This is a genomic window from Haloterrigena salina JCM 13891 (assembly GCF_000337495.1).
Classification (GTDB): Archaea; Halobacteriota; Halobacteria; order Halobacteriales; family Natrialbaceae; genus Haloterrigena; species Haloterrigena salina.
Genome location: NZ_AOIS01000057.1, coordinates 1 through 24016, shown reverse-complemented (window position 1 = coordinate 24016; position 24016 = coordinate 1). Strand labels below are relative to the sequence as shown.

General features: G+C 64.6%; 15 protein-coding genes and 2 pseudogenes. 7 read left to right on the top strand and 10 right to left on the bottom strand.

Annotated features, from left to right (window positions below; translation table 11 throughout):
• Positions 1 to 48 precede the first annotated feature (48 nt).
• The gene (locus C477_RS16540) at positions 49 to 900 is read left to right on the top strand and encodes an MBL fold metallo-hydrolase (RefSeq protein ID WP_008895674.1); all 852 of its coding nucleotides are present in this window, start codon (positions 49 to 51) and stop codon (positions 898 to 900) included.
• Positions 901 to 1358: 458 nt separating this feature from the next.
• Here C477_RS16540 and C477_RS24945 read toward each other — a convergent pair.
• A pseudogene (locus tag C477_RS24945) lies at positions 1359 to 2991 on the bottom strand (aldehyde dehydrogenase family protein); the annotation flags it as partial.
• Between the two features lie 241 nt (positions 2992 to 3232).
• On the opposite strand from C477_RS24945, the gene C477_RS16525 reads away from it, so the two are divergent.
• Entirely contained in the window at positions 3233 to 3502 is a 270-nt protein-coding gene (locus tag C477_RS16525; RefSeq protein WP_008895671.1) for a hypothetical protein, read from the top strand.
• A 131-nt stretch (positions 3503 to 3633) separates the two neighbouring features.
• On the opposite strand, the gene C477_RS16520 is transcribed toward C477_RS16525, so the two are convergent.
• Complete coding sequence (locus tag C477_RS16520) at positions 3634 to 4068, bottom strand: PPC domain-containing DNA-binding protein (RefSeq protein WP_008895670.1); 435 nt, start codon at positions 4066 to 4068, stop codon at positions 3634 to 3636.
• A gap of 169 nt (positions 4069 to 4237) precedes the next feature.
• Between C477_RS16520 and C477_RS16515 the strand changes: the two genes are divergently transcribed.
• Positions 4238 to 5233: a Gfo/Idh/MocA family protein gene (locus C477_RS16515; RefSeq protein ID WP_008895669.1), complete on the top strand. Its 996-nt coding sequence runs from the start codon at positions 4238 to 4240 to the stop codon at positions 5231 to 5233.
• A gap of 10 nt (positions 5234 to 5243) precedes the next feature.
• On the opposite strand, the gene C477_RS16510 is transcribed toward C477_RS16515, so the two are convergent.
• The 7 genes from C477_RS16510 to C477_RS16480 all read right to left on the bottom strand — a co-directional run bounded on the left by C477_RS16510 (position 5244) and on the right by C477_RS16480 (position 15919).
• A complete protein-coding gene (locus C477_RS16510) occupies positions 5244 to 6296 on the bottom strand; it encodes a lactonase family protein (protein ID WP_008895668.1) in 1053 nt (350 codons plus the stop codon).
• Positions 6297 to 6357: 61 nt separating this feature from the next.
• Positions 6358 to 6732 carry a hypothetical protein gene (locus C477_RS16505; RefSeq protein ID WP_049914615.1) on the bottom strand — a complete coding sequence of 125 codons (375 nt, stop codon included), beginning with the start codon at positions 6730 to 6732 and terminating at the stop codon, positions 6358 to 6360.
• A complete protein-coding gene (locus tag C477_RS16500; RefSeq protein ID WP_049914614.1) occupies positions 6711 to 8798 on the bottom strand; it encodes a methyl-accepting chemotaxis protein in 2088 nt (695 codons plus the stop codon). The genes C477_RS16505 and C477_RS16500 overlap by 22 nt, the downstream gene beginning before the upstream one ends.
• Positions 8799 to 9018: 220 nt before the next feature.
• Positions 9019 to 10086 (bottom strand): Gfo/Idh/MocA family protein, encoded by a 1068-nt coding sequence (locus C477_RS16495; protein WP_008895667.1) that lies wholly within the window; start codon positions 10084 to 10086, stop codon positions 9019 to 9021.
• A 797-nt stretch (positions 10087 to 10883) separates the two neighbouring features.
• Complete coding sequence (locus C477_RS16490) at positions 10884 to 12440, bottom strand: glycoside hydrolase family 28 protein (protein WP_008895666.1); 1557 nt, start codon at positions 12438 to 12440, stop codon at positions 10884 to 10886.
• Positions 12441 to 12683: 243 nt separating this feature from the next.
• On the bottom strand, positions 12684 to 14114 hold the full coding sequence (locus C477_RS16485) for a family 4 glycosyl hydrolase (protein WP_049914613.1): 1431 nt from the start codon (positions 14112 to 14114) through the stop codon (positions 12684 to 12686).
• A 92-nt stretch (positions 14115 to 14206) separates the two neighbouring features.
• The gene (locus C477_RS16480) at positions 14207 to 15919 is read right to left on the bottom strand and encodes a pectate lyase (RefSeq protein WP_008895664.1); all 1713 of its coding nucleotides are present in this window, start codon (positions 15917 to 15919) and stop codon (positions 14207 to 14209) included.
• Between the two features lie 441 nt (positions 15920 to 16360).
• Here C477_RS16480 and C477_RS16470 point away from each other — a divergent pair, with 441 nt between their 5' ends.
• From C477_RS16470 to C477_RS16455, 4 genes are all read left to right on the top strand, one after another.
• On the top strand, positions 16361 to 17020 hold the full coding sequence (locus C477_RS16470; RefSeq protein WP_008895662.1) for a hypothetical protein: 660 nt from the start codon (positions 16361 to 16363) through the stop codon (positions 17018 to 17020).
• Between the two features lie 341 nt (positions 17021 to 17361).
• The gene (locus C477_RS16465; RefSeq protein WP_008895661.1) at positions 17362 to 18135 is read left to right on the top strand and encodes an IclR family transcriptional regulator; all 774 of its coding nucleotides are present in this window, start codon (positions 17362 to 17364) and stop codon (positions 18133 to 18135) included.
• Positions 18136 to 18321: 186 nt separating this feature from the next.
• Complete coding sequence (locus C477_RS16460; RefSeq protein ID WP_008895660.1) at positions 18322 to 20427, top strand: hypothetical protein; 2106 nt, start codon at positions 18322 to 18324, stop codon at positions 20425 to 20427.
• A gap of 206 nt (positions 20428 to 20633) precedes the next feature.
• Complete coding sequence (locus C477_RS16455) at positions 20634 to 20999, top strand: hypothetical protein (protein WP_008895659.1); 366 nt, start codon at positions 20634 to 20636, stop codon at positions 20997 to 20999.
• A gap of 1467 nt (positions 21000 to 22466) precedes the next feature.
• On the opposite strand, the pseudogene C477_RS23080 reads toward C477_RS16455, so the two are convergent.
• A pseudogene (locus tag C477_RS23080) lies at positions 22467 to 23485 on the bottom strand (dihydrodipicolinate synthase family protein).
• Positions 23486 to 24016: the final 531 nt, after the last annotated feature.

Genomic DNA, 24016 nt, shown 5'->3' with positions numbered 1-24016 from the left:
CATGGACCGTGCGAGCGAAACCGACAGCGCGCAGTATCGGGTGGCTCGATGACGATCGACAGCGACTGGGGCGAGTGGTGGATCCGCGAGGAGATCAACGGCGCCGACGTCGACGGCGTCTCGCTGTGGTTCCTCGGCGTGGCCGGCTGGGCGATCAGAACCCCCGAGACCGCCGTCTACATCGATCCCTACTTCAGCACCGAGCGGGACCGCGAGTACGTCGCCCGGATACCACCGGTGCCGATGGAGCCGCAGTGGGCCGACGCCTGCGACGCCGTGTTCTGTACGCACGACCACCGCGATCACTTCTGGCCGCCGTCGTTCGGGCCGCTGCTGGACCACGGCGGTTCGGTCCACGCGCCGGCCGAGTGTTACGAGAACCACGACGTGAGCGAGATCGTGGACGACCAGCAGACGGTCGTCGAACCCGGCGACAGCTACGCGGTCGGCGACCTGACGATTCACGTTCGGGACGGCCGCGACCCCGACGCTGACGGCAGCGTCACCTACGTGCTCGAACACGAGGAGGGGACGATCTTCCACGGCGGCGACAACCGTCCCTGCGAGGCGTTCCGCGAGATCGGCGCGGAGTTCGACGTCGACGTGGGGATGCTCTCCTACGGCACCAGCGGCCGCATCAGGATGGATGGCGAGGTCGAGCGTCGGAAACTGTACAACGACGCCCAGGAAATCGTGGAGGCCGCCAACGCCCTCGAGATCGATCGGCTGGTGCCGGAGCACTCGCGGCGCTGGCGGTCGATCCAGGCCGATACCGGCGCGCTCTCGGCGGCCGCGACGACCTTCGAGTACCCCCGAATCATCGAGGAGATCGAGGTCGGCGACCGGCTCCGACTCGGCCAGCCCGGGATCGTCCCGCCAGCCTACCTCGAAGACGAGTGAGGATCGGGCTCGAGCCGCGAAACTGCGGGATCGCGGTCGTCTCGCTCGTCGCGGGCGTTCCCTAGAACACGCGGTTCGTTCTCTAACGAGAGTCAGTGATTCTGTACCGTTCTGTCAGTCCGCTGATCGCCGGCGGAGCCGATCGCACGACAGCGGTCCGGTCAGCGCGTGAACGGGCGCCGTCGTATCGAGAACGTCGCCGCCTCGAGCCGAGACGACCGAATCGAGCGACCGATCGACCGATACCGAACGATGCCGGCGTCGAACCGAACGACGAGTCGATCGCCGAGAAGAACCGAACTCGAACTGCGCGCCACGGGAGGGGTCGACGGCGGGTCAGTAGTTTAGGTAGACCGTCTTCGTCGACGTGAAGAAGTCAAGTCCCGCATCGCCCTGCTCGCGGTAGGTATTCGTCGAGGAATCCTTGTAGCCGCCGAAGGGCACGTGGAGCTCNCGGGTCAGTAGTTTAGGTAGACCGTCTTCGTCGACGTGAAGAAGTCAAGTCCCGCATCGCCCTGCTCGCGGTAGGTATTCGTCGAGGAATCCTTGTAGCCGCCGAAGGGCACGTGGAGCTCGAGGCCGGTGGTCTTCTCGTTGACCTTCGCGACGCCCGACTCGACGTTCTCGACGAACTGGTTCGCTTCGGTGAGATCGTCCGTGACGATGCTCGCCGAGAGGCCGTAGTCGACGTCGTTAGCGAGCTCGAGGCCCTCCTCGAAGCTGCTGACCTTCAACACGGCCAGCACCGGCCCGAAGACCTCTTCCTGGGCGATGCGCATGTCGTTTTCCACGTCCGAGAAGACCGTCGGCTCGACGTAGTAGCCGTCAGCGTACTCGCCCTCGGTGAGCGCGTCGCCGCCGGCGACCAGTTCCGCGCCCTCGTCTTTGGCGACGTCGATGTACTCGAGCGTGCCCTCGAGTTCGCTCTCGGTCACGTGGGGACCCATGTCCGGATCGTCCACGCCCGGCCCGACCTCGAGGGTTTCGGCGTAGTCGGCGATGGCGGCGACGAACTCGTCGTAGACGTCTTCGTGAACGATCGCGCGGGAGGCCGCGGTACAGGACTGACCGGTCGTCCCGAACGCGCCGGCACCGACGATGTCGACGGCCTCGTCGACGTCGGCGCTGGGCATGACGACCGTCGGGTTCTTCCCGCCCATCTCGCACTGAACGCGTTTGAGGTCGTCCGCAGCGGCCTGGGCGACGGCGGTCCCGACCTGCGTACTCCCGGTGAACGAGACCGCGTCGACGCCCTCGTGGTCGGTCAGCACGCCGCCGACTTCGCTCCCGGAGCCGGTGACGTAGTTCGCGACGCCGGCGGGCAGTCCCGCGTCGTCGAGCGCCTCGANCTCCCGGTGAACGAGACCGCGTCGACGCCCTCGTGGTCGGTCAGCACGCCGCCGACTTCGCTCCCGGAGCCGGTGACGTAGTTCGCGACGCCGGCGGGCAGTCCCGCGTCGTCGAGCGCCTCGATTAGCTTCCAAGAGACGGTTGGCGCCGCCGAGGCGGGCTTGAGGACGGCCGTATTACCCGCGGCCAGCGCGGGGGCGAGCTTCCAGGCCGGGATCGCGATGGGGTAGTTCCACGGCGTGATCAGCGCGGCGGTGCCCAGCGGCTCTTTCTTCGTGTAGAGATTTTTGTCCTCGCCGCTCGGGGACTTGACCNGGGGTAGTTCCACGGCGTGATCAGCGCGGCGGTGCCCAGCGGCTCTTTCTTCGTGTAGAGATTTTTGTCCTCGCCGCTCGGGGACTTGACCGTACCCCCGAGGTCGCTGGCCTTCTGTGCGTAGTAGTAGAAGATATCGATCGCGCGCTGGACCTCGCCGCCGGCTTCGCCGAGCGTCTTCCCCTCCTCCCGGGTCAGCGTCTCGGTCAGATCCTCCTTCTGGTCCTCGAGGATCTGGGCGGTTTCCTTGAGGATCGCTCCTCGTTCCGGACCGGGCGTCGACGCCCACTCGTCCTCGGCGGCGACCGCGGCCTCGACCGCCTCCTCGGCGTCTTCGGACGTCGACGACTGGAACTCGCCGACGACCTCGGTCGTGTTCGCGGGGTTCAGTACCTCGAACGTCTCTCCGGAACGCGATTCGACCCACTNCCTCGGTCGTGTTCGCGGGGTTCAGTACCTCGAACGTCTCTCCGGAACGCGATTCGACCCACTCACCATCAACGTAGTTACGATGCGCTGTCGGCATTCGGACTAGTCGTTTCGGTGTTCTCCACACCAACCTTCGTTTTCCGGCAAAATCCCCATCACGCACACCGACGATCCCGCCGGTCGAAGCGGGACCATCGAACCCTAACTAATTTATACAGGAGACGCGAAGATCGTGGTAATGGGTTCCACGCAACGAGCGAACGATCCGGAAACGACGTCTCGGGTTCGAGAAACGGTCTTCGATTCGATCTTCGACTCCGTTCTACTGCGACTCACGGCGGCGGGCGCCGTCTTCGTCGCGCTGGGCGCAGTGCTGAACGGGATCACGTGGGGGTCGGGAGACGGCCAGCTGATGGGGATCTGGGCGGCGATCTTCGCCGTCTGGGGATCCGGACTGATCCTCGTCGGACTGGGACTCTACAGCATCATCTGGTGGCGGCGACGGTGAGTCCGCGACCCGAGGCGGCGTCTCATACTCGATCGATACTGCTCTACCGCTGCGTTCGCGATCGGTAACGTCGACGGGCGAAAACGACCGACTCCGCTCCACGCCGATTCGCAGCGAATCGAACCGCACCATCAGCGCCGGGCGAGCTGCGACACGTTTCGATCGCCCGGCCGCCGCTCCAGGGAGAGCCCGTCGATTTTCCGGATCGTTATCTCGCCGAGGACGTTGATCTCGCAGCCCTCCTCCAGGTGGCCGCCGACGGTCCGGTCGCCGTCGAACGCGGTCACGTGAAGGTGGGGGTCGCCGTCCGCGATGACGCCGTTGACGTCGGTGACCTCCCAGGCGCCCTCGAGTTCGAGGTCGACGTTGCGGTCGGACTGGTCCTCGGGGAGGTCCGTCCGATCGACGTAGTGGATGTTCAGCGTGCTGAACGTGCCGATACCAGTGACGACGGCACCGGTGTCGACGTCGTGGTCCTCGCAGGCCCGCTCGATCGACTCGAGGACCATGTCGCCGCGGTCGAGACGGACGATCACGTGTCCGTCGTCGGATTCGAACGATTCCATGTCATCCCGTGGAACGGCCGTGGGAATAAACCTTGACGCCGCAGCAGGCGAGAGCGGCCGCGAGGGGCCCACCCCTGTAGTGCCTGTGGTGCGACCCCTCGGTGTCGCGCACCGATCGGTCCACTGAGACCAAACTTGAAGTGCGACCGAACAGTCGGGACGGTATCGCATGGAAACCGTCAGATACGGGATTGTCGGAGCGACGGGGTACGGCAGCAACCACGCGGACGCGGTCGAAGCCGTCGACGGCGCCGAGGTCGTCGCAGGCACGGCCCGAAGCGAGGAGTCGATCGCGCCGTTCGCGACGGCCTACGGCGCGACGGCATACACCGACTACGAGGAACTGTTCGCGGACGAGAGCCTCGATGCGGTCAGTATCTGTACGCCTTCGGGGACCCACGCCGAAATCGCGGTCGCCGCCGCCGAGGCCGGGATTCACGTTCTCTCGGAGAAACCGCTCGACGTCTACCTCGAGCGCGTCGACCGGATGATCGAGGCCGCCGATCGTAATGACGTCCGGCTCGGCGGGATCTTCCAGCGCCGGTTCACGCCCGAGCGGTGGACCGCCCGGCAGTGGGTCGAGGAGGGACGGTTCGGCGACCTAATTCTCGCCGACACGGCCGTCAAGTGGCACCGACCGCAGCGCTACTACGAGGACCACTGGCACGGCCAGCGCGACCTCGACGGCGGCGTCCTCATGCAGCAGGCGATCCACTTCGTCGACCTGCTCCAGTGGCTGACCGGCGGGATCGAGCGCGTGACCGCCGACACCGAAACGATGGCCCACGAGATGGAGTGCGAGGACGTCGCGGTCGTCTCCCTCCGCTTCGAGAACGGCGCGCGCGGCACGGTCGCGGCCACGACCGGCGTTCGCGGCGGCCGAGAGCGCGTCGAACTGAACGGCACCGAGGGCTCGTACAACTCGGGGACGTTCGTCCTCGAGGACGACGAAGTCGAGCCCGACCTCGTCGAACCGCCCTGTGGGACGGGACTCGAGGGACAGATTCGGGACTTCGTCGGGGCGGTCCGCGAGGACCGGGACCCGATCGTCAGCGGTCGGGACGCCCGCGACGCCGTTGAGGTCGTCCTCGCCGCCTACGCCTCGGCGGAACTCGATCGACCCGTGCGCGTCGACGAAGTGCGCGACCTGCAGGAGCACACCTAACTCCCCCGTGTCACGCCGACTCGAGGAACGTCGCACAGACCGGTTTCGGCACGTCGAATTCCGCGAGCGGCTCGAGGCGTCCGGTCTCGTCGATCGCGAAGCTCGCGACCCTGTCGCCGTGCTGGTTGCTCGCGAGGAGCACCTCGCCGTCGGGAGCGAGCGCGATGTCGCGGGGCGTCTCCCCGCGTGTCGGTTCGTATACGAGGGGCTCGAGGCGACCCGTCGACGCGTCGACCGCGAAGACGGCGACGCTGTCGTGGCCCCGGTTGGAGACGTACACCCACCGACCGGACGGATGGACGTGAACGTCGGCTGGCTCGTTGGCTCCGTCGAACGCGGCCGGTAGGGTGCTCGTCCGATCAATCGTTGCGAGCCCGCCGGTCTCGGCGTCGCGCTCGTACGCGGTCACCGTCGACTCGAGTTCGTCGACGACGTAACAGTAGGGTTCGGTCGGATGGAAGGCGATATGACGCGGTCCCGCCCCCGCACGAGCGGTCGCCGGTCCCGACTCGGCCGACCGGAGCGGGGCCGACTCGTCGGAGCGGTAGATCTCGATGCGGTCGGTCCCGAGGTCCGGCGCGTACCGGAACCGGTGCTCCGGGCCGGGAACGATCGCGTGCGGGTGCGGAGCCGCCTGGCGCTCCGGGTCGGGTCCGGAGCCTTCGTGGGCGACGACGTCGGCGACCTCGCCGAGCCGACCGTCGTCCGCGAGCGGATACGCCGCTACGGTCCCACCCTGATAGTTCGCGACGAACGTGTACCGGCCGGCCGCGTCGACGCTGACGTAACATGGTGCGCCGCCCTCGCTCGAGCGACCGTTGAGCCGCGTGAGTCCGCCGGTCTCGGCGTCGATTCGGTAGGCCGACACGCGCCCGCCGTCGACGCGCTCGACGGCGTAGAGGGTCTCCCCGTCGGGACGGAGCGCCAGAAACATCGGATCCGGCGCGGGCGTGCGCGCCCGTTCGGTCAGCGTTCCGTCAGGAGCCACCGTCGCGGCGACGATACCGTCGCCGCCGCTCCCGGCCGAACAAACGAACGTCTGATACGAGCCTCCTCGAGTCACGGTCGAACGAAACGGGCGGGCGGACCTTGGGTCCACCGGAACCGATCGTCCGGCGGGTCGCCTACTCGTCGGGCGCGGGATTCGACTGCCCGTCCCGGTCGGCACCGGCGTCCGCGGCCGTCTCGTCGGTCTCATCGTCGGAGACGTACTCGAACACGTTGTCCGCGGACTCCTCGCGGTCGTCGGTCGCCTCGTCGTCGACGGCGGTGTCGGTCTCGACGTTCTGCAGGTCGTCGGCGACGACCCCCTCGTCCGCGACGTCGACCGTCGTGTCGAACCGGTCGAGGGTGTTGCTCAGCTGTCCGGCCTGTTCGGCCAGTCGGCTGGCGTTGTGTGACACCTGGGTCAGCGCCGACGTCTGTTCCTCGGCGGAGGCGGCGACGGATTCCGTCTCCTGGGACGTCTGCTCGCTGATCATCGCGACGTCGTCGACCACGCTGGCCGTCTCGCTGACGGCGACGGCCTGATCGTCGGTGGCCGCGCTGATCTCCTGGATGCCCTCGTTTGTCCGTTCGGCGTAGGTGGGATCTCCGCTAAGGCCTCGACGGCCTCCTCGACGGTGTCGACGCTCTTGGTGACCTGCTCGCTCGTTCGCCCGACGACCGTCGCGGCGTCGTCGGCCGCCGCCTGCAGGCTGGCCAACTGCTGTTCGATCTCGTCGGTCGCCTCCCGCGTCTCCTGGGAGAGCTGCTTGACCTCCTTGGCGACGGCGCCGAACCCGTCGCCGCCGTCGCCGTGCGTTCTGGAGGCCTCGATGTTAGCGTTGAGCGCGAGCATGTTGGTCTGCTCGGCGATCTCGTCGATGAACTCGGTCAGTTCGTCGATCTGTTCGATCTCCCGCTCGAGGCGCTCGAACTGCTCGACGACGTCGTCGGTGTCGTCGGCGACGACGGTCATCTCCTCGGCGGCCTGGTTGGCCGCCTCTCGACCGCGGTCCCCGGCCGTCGCGGTCCGTTCAGCGATGTCCGCCACGGCGTCGGAGGAGGACGCGATTTCCTCGGTCGTCGAGGAGAGCGTGTTCAGTTCGCTCGTCGCCTCCTGGACGTGTTCGTGCTGGCGCTCCGCGCCGTCGGAGATGCGCTGGACGGACTCCGTCACCTGCTCGCTGGCGTTCCTGACCTCTTCGGAGCTGGCGGTCACCTCCTCGCTGGCGGCCGCGACCTCCGCGGCGAACTGCTTGACGCGTGCGGTCGCCTCCTCGATGGCGCCGATCATCTCGTTGAACTCCCGGGCGATCGACTCCATCGCGTCGTTGTCGCTGTCGGGATCCATCCGCTGCGTGAGATCGCCCCGGGCGCACTCGCGCATGACCCGACTGTACTCGTCGGCTTTGCGTTCCAGTTGCTCGTTGGTGCGCTGGGTCTCCTGTTTCGCCGTTTCGGCCGTCTCCCGGGCCGTTTCGGCCTCGCGAATCTGGTCGCGCAACGCGTCGCGCATCGAGCCGAACCCGTCGTAGAGCTGTCCGATCTCGTCGATCCGGGACGTCTCCAGATTCACATCGAGCTGGCCCTGCTCCATCGTCCGGGCCTTGTCTCGCAGGCGCGTGAGTGGTCCCGACGTCTGGCGCCCGATGACGATGGTGATCCCGAATAGCGCGATCAGCCCGACGCCGACGACGCCGAGCATGGACTGACCGACGATGTTTGCGGTCTGGAACGCGACCGATTTCGGGACCGTCGTGACCAGCAGCCAGTCGGTGCCGACGATCGACGTGACCGCGTGGACGTGCGAGTCGCTTTCGATCGTCTCGATCGACTCGATGCCCGGCTGGGCCTCGCCGTTGCGAACCTCGGCCGGGAGCGGCGCGTCCTCGGCCCCGGCGATAACCGAGACGTCGTCGTCGCTGACGATCGTCGTCTGTTGCTCCTCGAACGGCTGGTGGAGTCCCAGCACCTGCTCTTTGATCCCGCCCACGAGGACGACGACCCTGTCCTCGTCGCCCATCACCGGCGTGGAGAAGTAAACGGCGCGACCGTCGGCGGCCTCGTACGAGGTTTCGCTCATGTCCACCTGGTACACCGAATCGCTGATGTCCTGATACTGCGAGGCGTTCGCCCACGGTTCGTCGATCTCGTCGAGCGTTTCCCCGCTCGAGCCCTTGGAATGGGAAGCGACGAGCGCCCCCTGCTCGCGGTCGATCACGTGGATTTCCCTGACCGATTGGGGCATATTGTTCGATCTAGCGATTAACTGCCCCTCGATGGTCTCGGGGTCGTCCGCTGCGAGTTCGTCGTCGGTGGCTAACGCGCTCGTCTGGCGTTTCAGCTCTTGGATCCAGTCGCCGGTCCCGTCGCTCTGGATCGACGCTACCGACTCCATCTGTTGATCCGCGTTCTCCTCGACGGAGTTGTTCGCACGGACGTACCCGACGCCGCCGACGAGCGCGAGCACGACGACGACGACGAACAGCAACACGCCCAGTTTGTACGCGAACCGCCGTCGAACGACCGACGGCGTGATCGTCCGAGCGATCCGTCCCCCGATCGACCGGTCGCTACTCACCCCGAACCGCCTCCGCTGACCAGACTACGTTCATATCCCACCACGAAATATTCCGCTCCCCAAATAAATCTTGCTAGGAGACATGATAATAGACCATTATCTTTGAACAATAATGGGATTTACTGTGGAAATCGATCGGAATGTCGGCGACGCTCGCAGGATCGATTCGCGGAGAATCGGTCGCGACGGACGAAACGGACGGCAAAGAGAAGGAATCGATTCAGTCGAGCAGGCCGTCGCCGACGAACGAATACCGCTCCGCGAGATCGATGCGCTCGTCCGCACGACCGGACTCGTAGGCGGCCATCGTCACGACCAGCGTCCGGAACGCGTCCCGGACCGAGATCGGCGGCTCGGTGCCCTCGAGGACGGACTCGGTAAACGCCTCGGCCTTGGTCTCGCGGCCGTGGTAGTCGAGGTGGCGGTCGTGTTCGGTGCCCTCGGCGTCGATCGTGTAGCCGGTGCGCTCGTCCCACTCCCGACCCTCGAGGTAGACGGCGCCGTCGTCGTCCCAGATGTGGATGTGTTCCCGGGTACACGCGACGATTCCGGTGTCGGAGAAGTTGGCGATCGCCCCGTTGTCGAACTCGATGGTGATCGAGGACTGCGTGTCGAAGAGCTGCTCGTCGTCGTGGAACTCGACGTTGGCATTGACGTGGGTCGGCGTGAGGCCGGTCACCCAGAGGATCGCGTCGATGACGTGCGAGCCGACGTTCAGCAGGTGGCCGCCGCCGCTCAGGGCGGGATCCATCCGCCAGTCGTCCATGTTCTCGTAGTACGACCGCCAGTCGTGGGTGATCTCACCGGTAATGAACGTCGGCTCGGCGTCGCCCTCCGCCCACCGCTGGCGGGCGTTGATGAACGCCGGATTTAGGTGTCGCTGATAGCCCAGCATCATCACCCGATCGGTCTCCCGATCGCGCCGGTACAGATCGCGGGCGTCCTCGAGGTTCGTCGCCAGCGGCTTCTCGCAGAGGACGTGGAGATCGCGCTCGAGCGCTGCGACGGTCTGGTCGTAGTGGAGCCCGTTCGGCGTGGCGATCGCCGCCGCGTCGAGGTCGACCTCGTCGAGCATCGTCTCGTAATCGAGGAACTGGTTCGAGGACGGGACCTCGAGTTCGTCGCCCGCCTCAGCCAGGTTCGCCTCGCTGACGTCGGCGATCGCGGCCAGTTCGGCGTCGGGCACGGCCTCGAACTGTCGTCCGAGTCGGACGCCGAGGCTCCCGAGCCCGACGAGTCCGACGCGGAGATCTGCTGCTGATGAATCGACCATGTCGTAGTCACGCATACAGGCAAACCGACTATAATTGTTTTGTTCGCTCGACCCCCGCAGGTCCTCGAGGGTCACACGGTCCGCGAGCCAGTTGCCGGTCCACCGCTCGGCCCGCCCGTCGTCGTACTCGGCGGCCGTGTCGACGAAGTTCCCGCCCTCGTCGGTGTGGGCATCGAAGGGTTCGTTCGCGCAGCCACGTCCGTCTCGAGACCGACCACCGCAATGGACGGGGCCGGCAGCGATCGTCGGGGTCAGCGCGTTCCGCTTCGGGATTTGTCAAGACGCTCGAGTCGCCCGCCTCGCTCGACGAATAATCATCTCGAGTGTATGTGTCTGTTATTGATAGGTATGATGTCAGTCGGACACGCGCGACAGTCCGAACCGAGAAACGGTGCGATCGACAGTCGGGAGCAGAAACCGGGTTGAGAACGGTGGACTCGATGAGAGGGGACTCGAACTCGAAGTCGGTGCGAGCGGCCGAGCGGCGATATCAGGTTCCGGAGTCGACGGGCATCTCTCCCACCTATTCATTATTCTAACCTCGATTCATGGTGATGAATTCCGGCGTGTGTATAGAAAACGGGAATCACAGTTACCAACGTTCTCGACGATCGAATTGTACGGTTCGAGGTCGCGAGTCGCTATCGCGGTCGCCGATCCCGAGTCGAAGGCGGACGGACACGCGCTGATCGGACGATCAGCGATACATCTCTCCAGCGGGATAGAATAATAAGCGTATCAGCGTTGCAATATGTGAGACGCGCCGATCCAATATCCGTCACAACCGGCTGGTTTTGAGTCGGCGGTCGCGTTCAGGGGCGCTCGAACGTCGCATCGCTGTCGTCGGCGATGTCGACGTCGTCGGCCAGCGATCCGTGGTTGCCGGCGAGCGAAATTTCGCGCGTTTTCGGTCCGCTGGCCTCGAGGAACGGGCCCTCTGATTCCGACTGGGGCGCACAGCCGCGGACTCGAGTTCGGCCGACGTTCGTCAGGGAGACGACGGGCGCGTCCTGGTCGTCCGGGACCCGCAGGCCGTCGATCGTCACGTCCTCAGTGTCCTCGAACTGCATGGCCGGACTACCGGGCGTTCGAATCCGAACGTCGGTGAACGAGATGTCGGCGATTGACTTGCAGAACAGGGCGTGGGTCTGCTCGTAGTCGTAGGCCATCGCGGGATCGAGGTCCGTCGCGTCCAGCGATCGGGTGGCGTCGATCTGCACGTCACTAAAGGAGATTCCCTCGAAGTACTGCTCCGGGAGGCCGGCGAAGAAGCCGGCGGTCTCGACCTGACGGGCGGTGATGTTGGTAAAGGAAACGTTCCGAACCATCGGCGTCCCCTCGTCGACCGGTTCGGAATCGCTGTCGAGGGGCATGAAGTAGTAGCCGTTGATGGTGAACGGGCAGGCGATCCGCCGCATGACGATATTGTCGAACCGGAGGTCCTCGACGACGCCGCCGCGGTTGCGCGCGGTCTTGATCCGGACGCCGCGGTCCGTGTCGGTGAACGTGCAGTTGGTGACCGTCACGTCGCGGACGTCGCCGGACATCTCGCTGCCGATGACGACGCCGCCGTGACCGGCCTCGACCGTACAGTTGGTGACGGTGATCTGGGACGCCGGTTCGCCGACCTCCCGCCCCTCGGCGTTCTTCCCGGACTTGATGCAGATCGCGTCGTCGCCAGCGTTGATGTACGTGTCGCTGATCCGGACGTACCGCGAGGAGTCGATGTCGATCCCGTCGCCGTTCGGGGCGTCCGCCGGGTTCGCGATATTGACGTCGGTGATCGTGACGTTCTCGGAGTAGACGACGTGGGTGTTCCAGAACGGCGAGTTCTCGAGGGTCACGCCCGAAACGGAGACGTTCTCCGAGCCGTAGATCTGGAACAGCGGCGGCCGATGGGTGAAGCTGCTGACGTCGTCCTGTTTCTCGTTTTTCTCCTCGAATTCGGCCAGTCGCTCCTGGAGCCCGTCGGGGATCTCCGACTCGGGGGCGTCGTAGAACTGCCACCAGTACTCGCCGCCGCCGTCGATCGTCCCGCGGCCGGTGATCGAGACGTTCTCGGCGTCGTCGACGAGCAAACACGGGTGGAAGCCGTACTGGTTCCACCCCTCCCAGCGGCTCTGGACCGTCGGGAACGCCTCGTAGTCGCCGACGAACTGGAGCGTCGCCCCCGCGTCCAGATACAGGGTCGTCCGGTCGCCGACCCGGAGCGGGCCGGTCACGTACGTGCCCGACGGGACGTACACCGTCCCACCGGACTCGGCGCACTCGTCGAGCGCCGCCTGGATCGCCTCGGTATCGGGCTCGTCCGAGTCGCCGGTCGCGCCGTACTCGCGGATGTCGAATCCGTCCGTGTCAGGTCCTGCCATCGTCTGGGTATTTCGGAGTACGGAAATAAACGTTGCGTCGTCGGCGGTTCGCCGCCGGCCGGCGATTCCGCTCCTCGGTGGCGACGGCGAACCGGCGGACGAGATGGCGGCCGCCCGCCGAAACGATGGCAACACAGGTGCGATACTAGCGAGGCGGTGTTGACCTCGAGCGTGGAGTCGTCACCGGACTCCGCCTAACTGTCGTAATGGCCGTTCCCGTTGTGGCTGCGGTCGAAGCTGCGCTCAGCGAGACGTCGCGAGGACGTCGGCGTCCTCGAGGTCCCACGCCTCGAGGTAGTCGCGTTCGCGGTCGACGAGTTCGGCGAAGAGGTCCGCGGCGGCGTCGCGTTCGATCGAGACGAGGGGATCGTTGAGGAACGCCCGGAACGCCCGATCGAGGTCGCCCTCGAATCCGGCTTCGACGAGCGTCTCCTGATTGTTCACGTGGGTCATCACCATCGATCGAATCTCGCGGGGGAGCGAGCCGGCGGCCAGCGGCGAGACGTCGTCGCCGGTGAGCAACGCGTTCGTTTCGACGACGGCGCCCTCGGGAAGTCCCGCGACCTGCCCCTCGTTGGGGTAGTTCAGGTGGGTCTCGACGGGCTCGAGTCCCAGCAGGGCGCGGAAGATGTCGACGGCCTCCTCGCCGGATTCGTAGAACTCGAACGCCTCGTCGCCAGAGAGGTACCGCTCGGTCTGCGTCGGCCCGTCGTCGACGGGAAGACGGGCCGAACTCGGCGTGAACCGGATCCCCCACCGATGGAGACCCTCGGGGTCGTCGAGCTGGAGGTACCACGGGACGAACTCGACGAGGTGGCGGTCGCCGGCCGCGCCGAGCAGGCCGAAGCGGTCGTAGAGGTCGAAGGCGACGTTGTAGTTGTTGACCCAGTAGGACGCGTCGGCCATCGAGCCCGGTTCGAAGTCCTTCAGCGGTTTGCGCTCCTCGAGTTCGGCCTCGAGGTAGCCGAACAGATCAGTGTCGCGCCACCGGGCCTCGTCGATCCACGTGAAGTGGTTGATCCCCTTGACGGTGACGTGGATCTCCTCGCGGGCGACGTCCTCGGCGTCGTCGACGTACCGCTCGGCGATGTCGGCAAACTGCTCCTGGAACTTGAACACCTCGTGGCAGAGCCCGATCGCGTTGACGTCGGGGTACTCCTCGTAGAGCGCCCGCGTGCAGACGGTCATCGGGTTCGTGTAGTTGACGACCCAGGCGTCGGGACACTGCTCGCGAACCGTCGCCGCGATTTCGCGGTACTGAGGAATCGCCCGCATCGAGCGCAGGATCCCGCCGGGGCCGACGGTGTCGGCGACCGGCTGGTGGATGCCGTACTCCTTGGGAACGTCGATGTCGTGAACGAACGTCTCTTCCGGGGGATCCTGGATCGAGCAGACGACGAAGTCGGCGTCCGCGAGCGCGTCGTCCAGCTCGCGGTAGGCCTCGAAGGTCCAGTCGCCGTCGGCGTCCTCGCGTTCGACGACCCGGTTGCCGAGTTCGGCGTTCTTCATCGCGGCCTCGTGGTCGACATCGTACAGCGCCACCGATCCGGCGACGTCCCCGCACTGGGCGAGATCGTTGATGAGGGTGTGGGCCCACCCCTGGCTGCCGCCCCCGACGTATCCGATCTTCACGCGAGGGGGCTCTTCGATCGAACGGCTACCGAGTTGGTGCATACGTCTCTCGCACGGACGGTACGCGGCAAAAGGGTTGGCATTAGGTGACGATTCTGCCGGCTCTCGGACCTCCGGTCGTCCCCGGCCCAGCCCTACACGCCGCCCTCTGGCGATCGTCGATCGCCGACCGGCGTCGGGAGCTTCCCGCGATCATCGCCGCGCAGCGCCGCCGCCAGGTGCAACAGCGCCAGCGGGACCGGATCCTCGAGGACGATCCGTCCCTCGCCGTCGACGAACAGCCCGTCGTCGTTCGTGCGCGCCTCGAGACAATTCTCGCCGACGCGCGCCGCGGCGTCGCGGTAGGCGTCGCGCCCCGTCGCCCGGTGAAGTTCCAGCAGCGCGTACACCGCCCGGAAATCGTCGCAATCGGGGGTAGGATCGAGATCGGGATCGGTCTCGAGGACGGGGTTAGACTCGAGAACGACGCCGTCGCCCGCCGCGTCTCCGTGCTCGTCCGTACCGCCGAGCGCGCCGATATCACCCAGGTCCAGTCCTCGCGCGATGTGGCGGGCCGTCCGCCAGCAGATCCGGTCGCCCGTTGCCCGGGAGACCGTCGCGTACGTCCAGAGGAAGTCCGCGTCGGCCTCGATCGGGCCGATGACGCGACCCTTGGGCCCGAAATAACCCTCGCGGCGGACGACGAACCCCTCCAGGCTGCGCCCGTCGGTCAGCATCGGCTCGAACTCGTTTCGCTCCGGTCTGTAGGCCGCCTCGCGCCACGCGCGGAGTTCCTCGAGGGCCCACCGCGTGAATTCCCGGCCGCGGTCGCCGAGGCGCTCGCCGAGCTCGAGCTGGCGGCGCTGGACGATCGGGCGCGGGCGGAACAGCGTCCCCTCGTAGACGCGGTGGTCGCCGTGGACGTACGGCGCGAACTGGTACTGGGCGCGATCGCCCCGGATCTCCGGCCCGTTGCAGTAACTTGGGTGTTGGCTGAACTGGTAGCCGCTGATGCCCGTCTCCCCGCGGGTCTCGACATAGCGGCGGGCCAGATTCCGGGCCCAGCGTAGCGGTCCGTCGAGGGTGCCGTCACCGTCGCCACCATCGGTGCCGCGATCAGCGTCATCGCCGGCGTCGCCGTCGAGTTCGGCCAGCCGACCCGCGGCGTAGTAGAGGTCGCTCCCGGTGTTGACGAAGGTCAGCCCGTCGCCCCAGAAGAAGACGTCGCCGCCCTCGTACGCGCGGTCCCACGGATCGTCGATCGCTGCGCCGGCCGCCGACGGGAAATCGCTCGTCTCCCCGTCGGCGTAGTCGTACTCGTCGTTACGCCACTCGTTGAGGTCGCCGTGACGGTTGAAATCGAGGATCGACCAGTCGTAGACGTGAGCGTCCCAGAACGCCTCGACGAAGCGTCGCGTCGCTTTCGGGTCCACCTCCCAGAACAGGTCGTAGAATGGATACTCGAACTTCAGTTCGTGCGGCCCGTCCTTGTTCGTCGCCAGCGCGTCCGCCTCGAGGTCGTAGGCCACGTGGCCGCCCCAGTAGGGGAGGCCCCGGGAGTCCGTGAGGTGCTCGAGGAACCAGTCGACGATTTCGACGGCCGCGTCCCGGTAGCGCTCGTCGCCGTCGATCCGGCTGAGGGCGACGAGGGTCCGGAGGAACTCCTGCTGGGTCGCCACGTTCGAGAGGCGCCGATCCGCGGCGACGTCGCGGGCGTCGTAGGCGACCGCCTCCTCGGCGTCGGGATCGATCGCGTCGGCGAGCAGCGGCGTTTCCCGCTCGCCGTACCGGTCGCGTCCGGCCGTCAACGCCGCGTCGATGTGACGGCGAACGGTCTCGAGGCACTCGTCGGCCAGTGTCGAACCCATCGTACTCTCCCAGTACGGGAGCGGTCACTTGGGTGCTCGGTTAGTATTCGATCAGGATCGATCGGAATCGAACAGTGTAGTGCGGTATCGTCCCACGAAGGTTTGAGAACGGGTAGTTCATTGGCGAATTCTCACGTCGGTGCGACCGACGGGTTCGCCGACGCCGCGTGGCTCGCGGAAACCGAGCTCAAGACGTATTGGATGACGACCTCGAGGGCGCCGACGAGGGACCGCTCCGGGATGCGATCGACCGATGTGGACCCTGAATCGGCATCCTCGAGGGCAGCGGCGTCGATCAGTGCTCGGTGAACGGGTGGGCCGACGAGAGCGTCTCGACCAACGGCGGCCCCGAGAAACTCGACATCGCGTTCAGTAACAACCTCGTCACGGGGTGCCTGAACGACTCGATTCACGAAGGAATCCCACGCCTACGGGACGCTGGTGACAGATCGAAGCAAGCGGGTCGCCGTCGCGGGGGACCTCCGGACGAACTCGGTTGATCGCCACCTGCGACGCAAGAGGGGAACAAATTCGGTCGTCGCGAACAATGCGGGATCTCATTTCGGACACGCGCTCAACCCCGGTGTCGACATCGGCGACGAGACGATCGCCAGCATCGACGAGAACTACTACCGTGCTGGGCCGCGCACGTCCGCAGGCGAAGCCGTCACCGGTACGACCGATACCGACGCGAAGGGGCCGATAACGGCCTACATCGCGTCCCACGAGACCGATCCGTCGTCGATACCGGTGACCGGAAACGGGGACGGCATCAGGATGGTCTCCCGGCGCCCTCTCCGGCCTGACGACCTGGAAACGGTCCGCGGACGGCAGGTCTACGACGCCGTGCTTGACGTCGAGGTACCAGCGATCCTGATTCGAGACCGCTCGGTGGCCACCCGGTCGCAGCCGCAACGACGTACGGTGAGCGCGTTCGAATCGGTCTCGCGAGCGCGTTCGAACGGTTCGCTCGGCGAGACGAATAGTACCGATACTCCCCGCGGCGCCGGATCGGACAACAGCCGGTTCCCACCCGCCGAATTTTACAATCGTACTTTGATAAACAGAGTAGTGCCTTCTGTGACGATCATACAGATGTAAACGGGAGAAAGCTTCAATAATGCATAATGATTGTTTGGATCCTATATCGCATCGCCAGACGGAGATGGTCCGGTATTCGGGAGAGTAGCCGGTGTTCGCGTGTGGAAAATACTGGATCGGGCCACAGAGAGTCGATCGGTGACGACCGGTCGACCGTTCGACAATGGTCTGGGACAGCATACCCCCCGATAGGGAGTGTCACAACCCATAACGCGCGGAAAAACACTGCGCCGTGGGACCGAGCGAGCGATTTTCCTTGCTCGGAACCCAGTGAATGTGACGAGAACAGGGTTCGCCTCTGGAGAACAGATTTATGTAGCTAAAACCCGCTATGTTCCGATATGACAAATACCCCCCGCAACCGAACCGGATCCCGGATCAAATCAGTCGAGATTGCCTTTACCGTTCTCGATGCCGTTCGGAAGAATGATCGGCCCAGCGTCACCGAACTCGCCGACGAACTCGGCCACTCGAAGAGCACGATCCACAATCACCTCCGGACCCTCGAAAACGAGGAGATCATCGTTCGGGAAACGAATGGCTACCGGCTGAGCCTCCAGGTGTTGGACATGGCCAACGACGTTCGCGATCAGGTCGCCAACTACGACGTGATCGTCGACGCAGTCGACGAGCTGGCGGACGAAACGGGGGAGATCGCGCAGTTCGGACTCGAGGAACACGGCCAGGTGTCGTACCTCTACAAGGCGAAGGGGAATCAGGCCGTCGAGACGGCCTCGCGCGTCGGCGGGAAACAACCAATGTACTCGACCTCGCTCGGGAAGTCTATCCTTTCATTTCTTCCCTCCAGCAGGCAAGAGGAGATCGTCACCGAGGCGGCGTTCGAGCGGAAGACGCCGAAAACGATCACGGACCCGGCCCGTCTCTACGAGGAACTCGAGGAAATCGCCGAGCGAGGGTATGCGATCGACGACGAGGAGAACATCGAGGGGCTCCGGTGTGTGGCCGCGCCCGTCCGGAGCGGGACGTCGGTCGTCGGCGCCGTCAGTGTCAGCGGCCCAGCCAGTCGGATCACGGACGACTACCTCCACGGTGAACTCGCCGAGAGCGTCCAGCGAGCAGCCAACGTCATCGAACTCAACACCAAGTTCTCGTAACCCGAGTACGGGATGGATCCACGTTCGTTGTGTCGAGATCGCGACGAAGTATCAGTCACGTTTGCCACAGAAGGGACATTTCTCGATTCGTCTTCGGTAATAGTCATTAGTATACTTTTGGAAGTGTATAGTAATAGAAGAAAGGCCTATAACTGAATATATTGTCGTCCCGAGTGGTGTAATACCATGACACACAAGCGACGATCCTTCCTGCGAGCGATCGGTGCGGGAAGCCTCGGACTGACGGCAGCGGCGGTTACCAGCGGTACAGCCACAGCGGCGACAATCATCACGATTCGCGGCGGCGGTGCGGACATCTGGAGTGCGGCAGACGCGTTCCACTACTACTACGATGCCGTTAGCGGAGACGTCGACGTACAGGTACGAAACACCACCCTCGAGAACACGGATCCGAATGCGAAGACCGGCATCATGATCCGGGAGTCGCTGGATCCCGCGGCGAAGAACGTGATGCTCCGGCGGACGCCCGATGGCAAGGCGTCGCTCCAGTGGCGGCCGGACGCGGGCGGCGATACGCTCAGCACGACGTCGGGCGGTGAAGACGAGAGCGAGGTCGAGGGCGGGAGCCTCGAGGCCGAGTGGCTGCGCCTGCGGCGGAGCGGCGACATCTTCGAGGCGTACGGCTCGAACGACGGGGAGAACTGGACGCTGATCGCCGACGTCGACGCGGAACACGTGGAGTTGAGCGACGACGCGTACGTCGGCCTCCCCGTGACGAGTCACAACGTCGGCACGCTCTGTACGGCCGAACTGCGGGATCTGACGGGACTCGAACCGACCGCCAACCGCGATATCGGCGACGTCGACGTCGCCGGAAGCGTCGACGTCGAAGAAGGCGTTCCGTTCGTCTCGACTGGCGACGCGACCGACGTGACGGCCACGGGGGCGACGGTACGCGGCGAACTGACCGATCTGGGCGGCGCCGAGTCGGCCGACTGCTACGTCGAGTACCGGAAGGTGCCGACCGAGTCCTGGACGGCGACCGCCGCGCGAACGCTCGAGGAACCGGGAGCGTTCAGCGTCCGCCTCGACGGTCTCACGAGCAGGCGGTACTACGAGTACCGCGCGGTCATCGAGACGAGCGACGGCGATCGGACGACCGGGTCGATCAGAACGATCGGGACGCCCGGTCGGTCGAACGGCCGGACGGTCCGGAACGGGCCGCGAAGCGCGTCGCACGTCGATCTCGCCGACGGATTCGCGGATCCGGCGCCGTGGCTGGACGACGACACGCCCATCATCAAAATTACCGAACCGACGCGACGCCAGCTGTCGGCCGCAGTCGGGGTCGACGGGCCGCGCCTGATCGTCTTCGAGACCAGCGGCGTGATCGATCTCGAGGAGCAGCGCCTGACGGTGGTCAACGACGAACTCTACCTCGCGGGACAGACGGCCCCCTCGCCGGGCATCACGCTCACGCACGGCGATCTCTGGATCGACGCGGACGATTGCGTCGTCCAGCATCTGCGGGTCCGGCCGGGCGACGCCAACCTGACCGAGGAGAGCGACTGGGAGCCCGACGGGATCAGAACGGGGGATCGAACCGAGAACAACGTCATCGACCACTGCACGACGACGTGGGCGGTCGACGAGAACCTCTCGGTCGGCTACGACACCGAGAACACGACGGTCTCGAACTGCCTGATCGCCGAGCCGCTGCAGGACGCGACCCACCACAAGGGGGACCACGGCTACGGCTCGCTGATCGGTAACAACGCGGAGAACGTCGCGCTCGCAGGCAACGTCTGGGCGCACAACTACGATCGGAATCCGCGCCTCAAGGAGGGGAACCGAACCGTCGTCGCGAACAACGTCATGTACCACTACCGTGACGGCGCGTGGATGGATCCCGACACGAAAGCGAGCATCGAAGGGAACGTCTTCCGGCGGCCGGTCAGCGACCAACCCAACGTCTTCGGCGACGGCGACGCGTACGTCGCCGACAACGTCCTCGAGGGCGGCGACAACCCGATGGTCGGCGACGGGATCACGCGACTCGACTCGCGGCCGCTCTGGCCCGAGGACCTCGAGGTCCTCGGTTCGGACGACGTCGTCGCACACAATCTCGAGAACGTCGGCGCGCGGCCGGCCGATCGCACCGCCCACGACGAGCGCGTTCTCGAGCAACTCCGTTCCGGCGACGGCTCGTACATCGACAGTCAGGAGGAGGTTGGCGGCTATCCTGGCCTCAAGGTCAATCGGCGGCGGCTGGACGTTCCACAGAACGGGACGCACGCCTGGCTGCGCGCAAAAGCACGCGACGTCGAATAGTCGGGGCCCAATCACACGGGCGAAGAGTCGCGGTACGATTGGAGTCGGGCGCGGACCGACCGATCTGCGCGCAAGGAACCGTTCGGCCGCGGACGATCGATCTTTTTTCGGTGACTCGAGGTCCGTCGTCGGATCGAGCCGGGACAAGAAACGGGAAAGAACACATCATTTATGTCTCCGTGCCCTATGGCTTCAGTTACCACACAATGACGGACCAACCCCGATACGAACCGCGGATCGACGACGGGACGCTCTACCTAGAGCGCGACGACCACAGCCTCGAGATCGGCTCCATGGACCACATCGTCGAGTTGGCCGGCGGGGAGACGTACACTATCGAGTACACCGACAAGCAGAGCGCGGCCGCGTGGCTCGATACGGACGACGAGAACGCGATCACGTTCGAGGTCCGCGAGGTCGTCGGGAGACTTCCACACACGCCGGATCTAGTGACGAACCTCGAGAACGCGCCGCTCGAGGAGACGACCGACGACGGCTATCCCAAGCGGACGTCGCTGTTCGTCGACCTCTTCACCGAGATTCTGGACTCGAAGGGGAACCTTGAGGCGTAGTCAACGCCGGACGACGGGATCGACGTCGATCGGACCGAGCGGTTCGCCCACCTTTACTTCGGCAATGCGGACAGAAACAGCTATAATGACGAAGAACAGTTCGATCGAGCCTTCGGCGGCTACGGCTGTGACTACAGCTTGGCGAGCCGCGGGTTTACGTGGCGAGACACGAAGTTCGACGAAGCGGTTAAACGGTTCTTCGAAATTTATAGTAAACGTTGTTCTCGACGAGATAATCTATCTATTCTTGGTATCTCGGGTCGAATGACTGATATCATTCCGCTATCGACGATGGTCAGTAGCGGGAGTGGACGGGATACCTGGAGGCCTATCGCAATCGAATCGCTGAAAGCATCGGTTTCGTCCCCAATAACAGCAAACCACCTGGTGGGATCGGAGCGTACACCGATGGAAAGTGGTGCGGAAACTTCTACGGCAGGTCGTGGGACGACTGGCACTATGCCGGCATCAAACCGACGCTACTGCGGAGAACGTTGTTCTTTTCAAGAGTGTTTTGAGTCCCAGATATCCGGTCACCTGTGCTAATTCAGAACGGAACTAAAGTAGGCAGGAATTTCGTCCGCAGCACACGTGCACCACAAATACGACGATGCGAGCAACTACCACATCGATATCTCGGGTTGCTCCCGGCTGTCTGAGCCCGGGTCGTGAGGGTGGGACTCATCTCCTCCACCCGCTTGGACATGGACTCGGCGCGTTCGCTTCCAGTCATCACCTCGCTCTACTGTGCGTCCTCGAGGATTGTTTCGTCTCCGTTTACATCGTCCACTCCGATCAGGCCGATACCAGTGGACGGTTCTCGTTGAATTGTGGCGAGAATCCGATCCAGCCAAGTCCACGATCAGTTCTCCTACACGGGACGTTTACAGTAGTACGTTCGTAATTGATCTCGGAAGGAAAATGCGAATAGAACGTAACTGATCCGATCCGAGTATGAACCGCCGCCGGAGTATGATATAAACCAATAACAATTCGCTCGAAATATGGCCGAGGGACGACTGAAGCTAACGATTCCTGATGGCCGAACACGAAGTGTCGAAAAGGCCGTTTCAAAGTGACAATGACAAACGGCAAGGATCGATTCCGATAGCTTTCGGCACTAATCACTACCCGTCCAGCGAAGAATTAGGAGGAAACAAGGATAAAGGCGGTCTCCAGCGTCGTATCACAAGCCGTGGAGCAACCGCCGTGTGAACTCGATCGGCGTCCATTTCGTTGATTGCGGCTGAAACCGTTCCTCCCTGAGGAACGAAATGGTGGTGATCGCGTGCCGTCGTACGGATCGAACCCGGACGTGCTAGCGAGTAGCAGCTACCAGACGTGAGCAGTTCTGCACAGCGACAAGATTGGCTCGCCCTCGTCTCGTGACGAACTCACACTGGCTGCAAAACGAAGGCGCTTGGAAACACTCTCCTCTCAGCCGCTGTTCGCTTCGGGGATCTCGAGTTAGTTGATGAGGGATTCGATGTCGTCGTCAAGTTGGTTGTAGAGCCGTTCGGCCTTCCGCTCCTCTTCGGGCTGGAGCGTGCGGATCGGTTCGCGGACGTTGCCGCCGTGGAGACCGGCGAGTTCGAGTCCTTTCTTGACCGCCGAGACGCTGATTGCGCCGGCAATCGCGTTGTCCTGCCCGGTTTCGTCCCGGAAGTTCTGGAAGGGCAGGCAGATGTTCCGAAGTTCACAGGCGCGCTCCCAGTCGCCCTCGGAGAGCGCGTCGAACAGTTCGAGCCCGATCTCCGGGCGGAAGTTGCTGACGCCCGCGGAGAATCCCTCCGCGCCCTCCGCCCAGTACGAGACGGCGTAGGGTTCCGCGAGACCGTCGACCCAGACGACGTCGTCGGCGCCGGCCTCGACGGCNCCTCCGCCCAGTACGAGACGGCGTAGGGTTCCGCGAGACCGTCGACCCAGACGACGTCGTCGGCGCCGGCCTCGACGGCCGCGCCGAGCTTGACCGGATCCTTCAGCGCGTACTTGATCCCGACGACGCCCTCGACGCGGGTGAGGCTGGTGAGGTAGTCGACGGATGGATCGAAGCCGCGGACGTAGGGAACGAGCGGCGTCTCCGTCGCCGAGGCGAGGTTACGATAGTACTCCAGTAGTCCCTTCTCGTGGAGATAGGTGTGATCCGGCGGCATGATCATCATCGCGTCGACGTCGATGCGATCGTACGCCTCAATCAGTTCCGTGGCGTTGTGCGTGCTGCCGCCGACACCCGCGAGGACGCAGGCGTCCGACGGGAGCGCCTCGACGCTCGTCTCGGCGACGTCGACGCGCTCGCTCGCCGACAGCGAGTGGTACTCGCTGATGTTCGCGGTCGCCAGAAACGTCCGTATTCCCTCGTCGTACAGCTCCCGTGCGTTTTCCGCGATTTTCTCGTGTTCGATCTCGAGGTCGTCGTCAAATGGTGTCAGAAGACCGACAGCAACGCCACGGAGACGGCTCCGCACCTGCTCGACTGGCAATGACATAATAGCAGGAAGTATTGCGTCCAACATAAACCCATCGGCTAAAACTGACCCCGCACGGCATAGGTACCTCGAAGTCAGTGGATCTTAGCGTCGTTTTGCCGACGAGAACCGGCGATCGATCGTTTCGCGTGACGATACAAAGCCAGCGATAGACGAGCCCTCGATCAACCGGCGTCGAATACTGACATCTGCACCGAAGACAGTCCGTGGGGAAAGGGGGTCGAGTAAGGACCATCCCATCCTCCTCAGTACAGTCGGTGCACCAGGAACAAGAAAATCGCGCCCGTTCCGGGACGGGACCCTTGAGGACCGGTTAACCGATACCGAACGGTGACGACGTCGAGTCGAGCAGCGAATCGATCGCCGAGAAGATCCGAACTCGAACCGCGCGCTACGGGAGGGGTCGACGACGGGTCAGTAGTTTAGGTAGACCGTCTTCGTCGACGTGAAGAAGTCAAGTCCCGCATCGCCCTGCTCGCGGTAGGTATTCGTCGAGGAATCCTTGTAGCCGCCGAAGGGCACGTGGAGCTC

Excerpts from the sequence above, each read along its gene's own strand:
- C477_RS16540 (WP_008895674.1), top strand. The coding sequence starts at position 49 with ATGACGATCGACAGCGACTGGGGCGAGTGGTGGATCCGCGAGGAGATC.
- C477_RS16525 (WP_008895671.1), top strand. The coding sequence starts at position 3,233 with ATGGGTTCCACGCAACGAGCGAACGATCCGGAAACGACGTCTCGGGTT.
- C477_RS16520 (WP_008895670.1), bottom strand. The coding sequence starts at position 4,068 with ATGGAATCGTTCGAATCCGACGACGGACACGTGATCGTCCGTCTCGAC.
- C477_RS16515 (WP_008895669.1), top strand. The coding sequence starts at position 4,238 with ATGGAAACCGTCAGATACGGGATTGTCGGAGCGACGGGGTACGGCAGC.
- C477_RS16495 (WP_008895667.1), bottom strand. The coding sequence starts at position 10,086 with ATGCGTGACTACGACATGGTCGATTCATCAGCAGCAGATCTCCGCGTC.
- C477_RS16490 (WP_008895666.1), bottom strand. The coding sequence starts at position 12,440 with ATGGCAGGACCTGACACGGACGGATTCGACATCCGCGAGTACGGCGCG.
- C477_RS16485 (WP_049914613.1), bottom strand. The coding sequence starts at position 14,114 with ATGCACCAACTCGGTAGCCGTTCGATCGAAGAGCCCCCTCGCGTGAAG.
- C477_RS16480 (WP_008895664.1), bottom strand. The coding sequence starts at position 15,919 with ATGGGTTCGACACTGGCCGACGAGTGCCTCGAGACCGTTCGCCGTCAC.
- C477_RS16465 (WP_008895661.1), top strand. The coding sequence starts at position 17,362 with ATGACAAATACCCCCCGCAACCGAACCGGATCCCGGATCAAATCAGTC.
- C477_RS16460 (WP_008895660.1), top strand. The coding sequence starts at position 18,322 with ATGACACACAAGCGACGATCCTTCCTGCGAGCGATCGGTGCGGGAAGC.
- C477_RS16455 (WP_008895659.1), top strand. The coding sequence starts at position 20,634 with ATGACGGACCAACCCCGATACGAACCGCGGATCGACGACGGGACGCTC.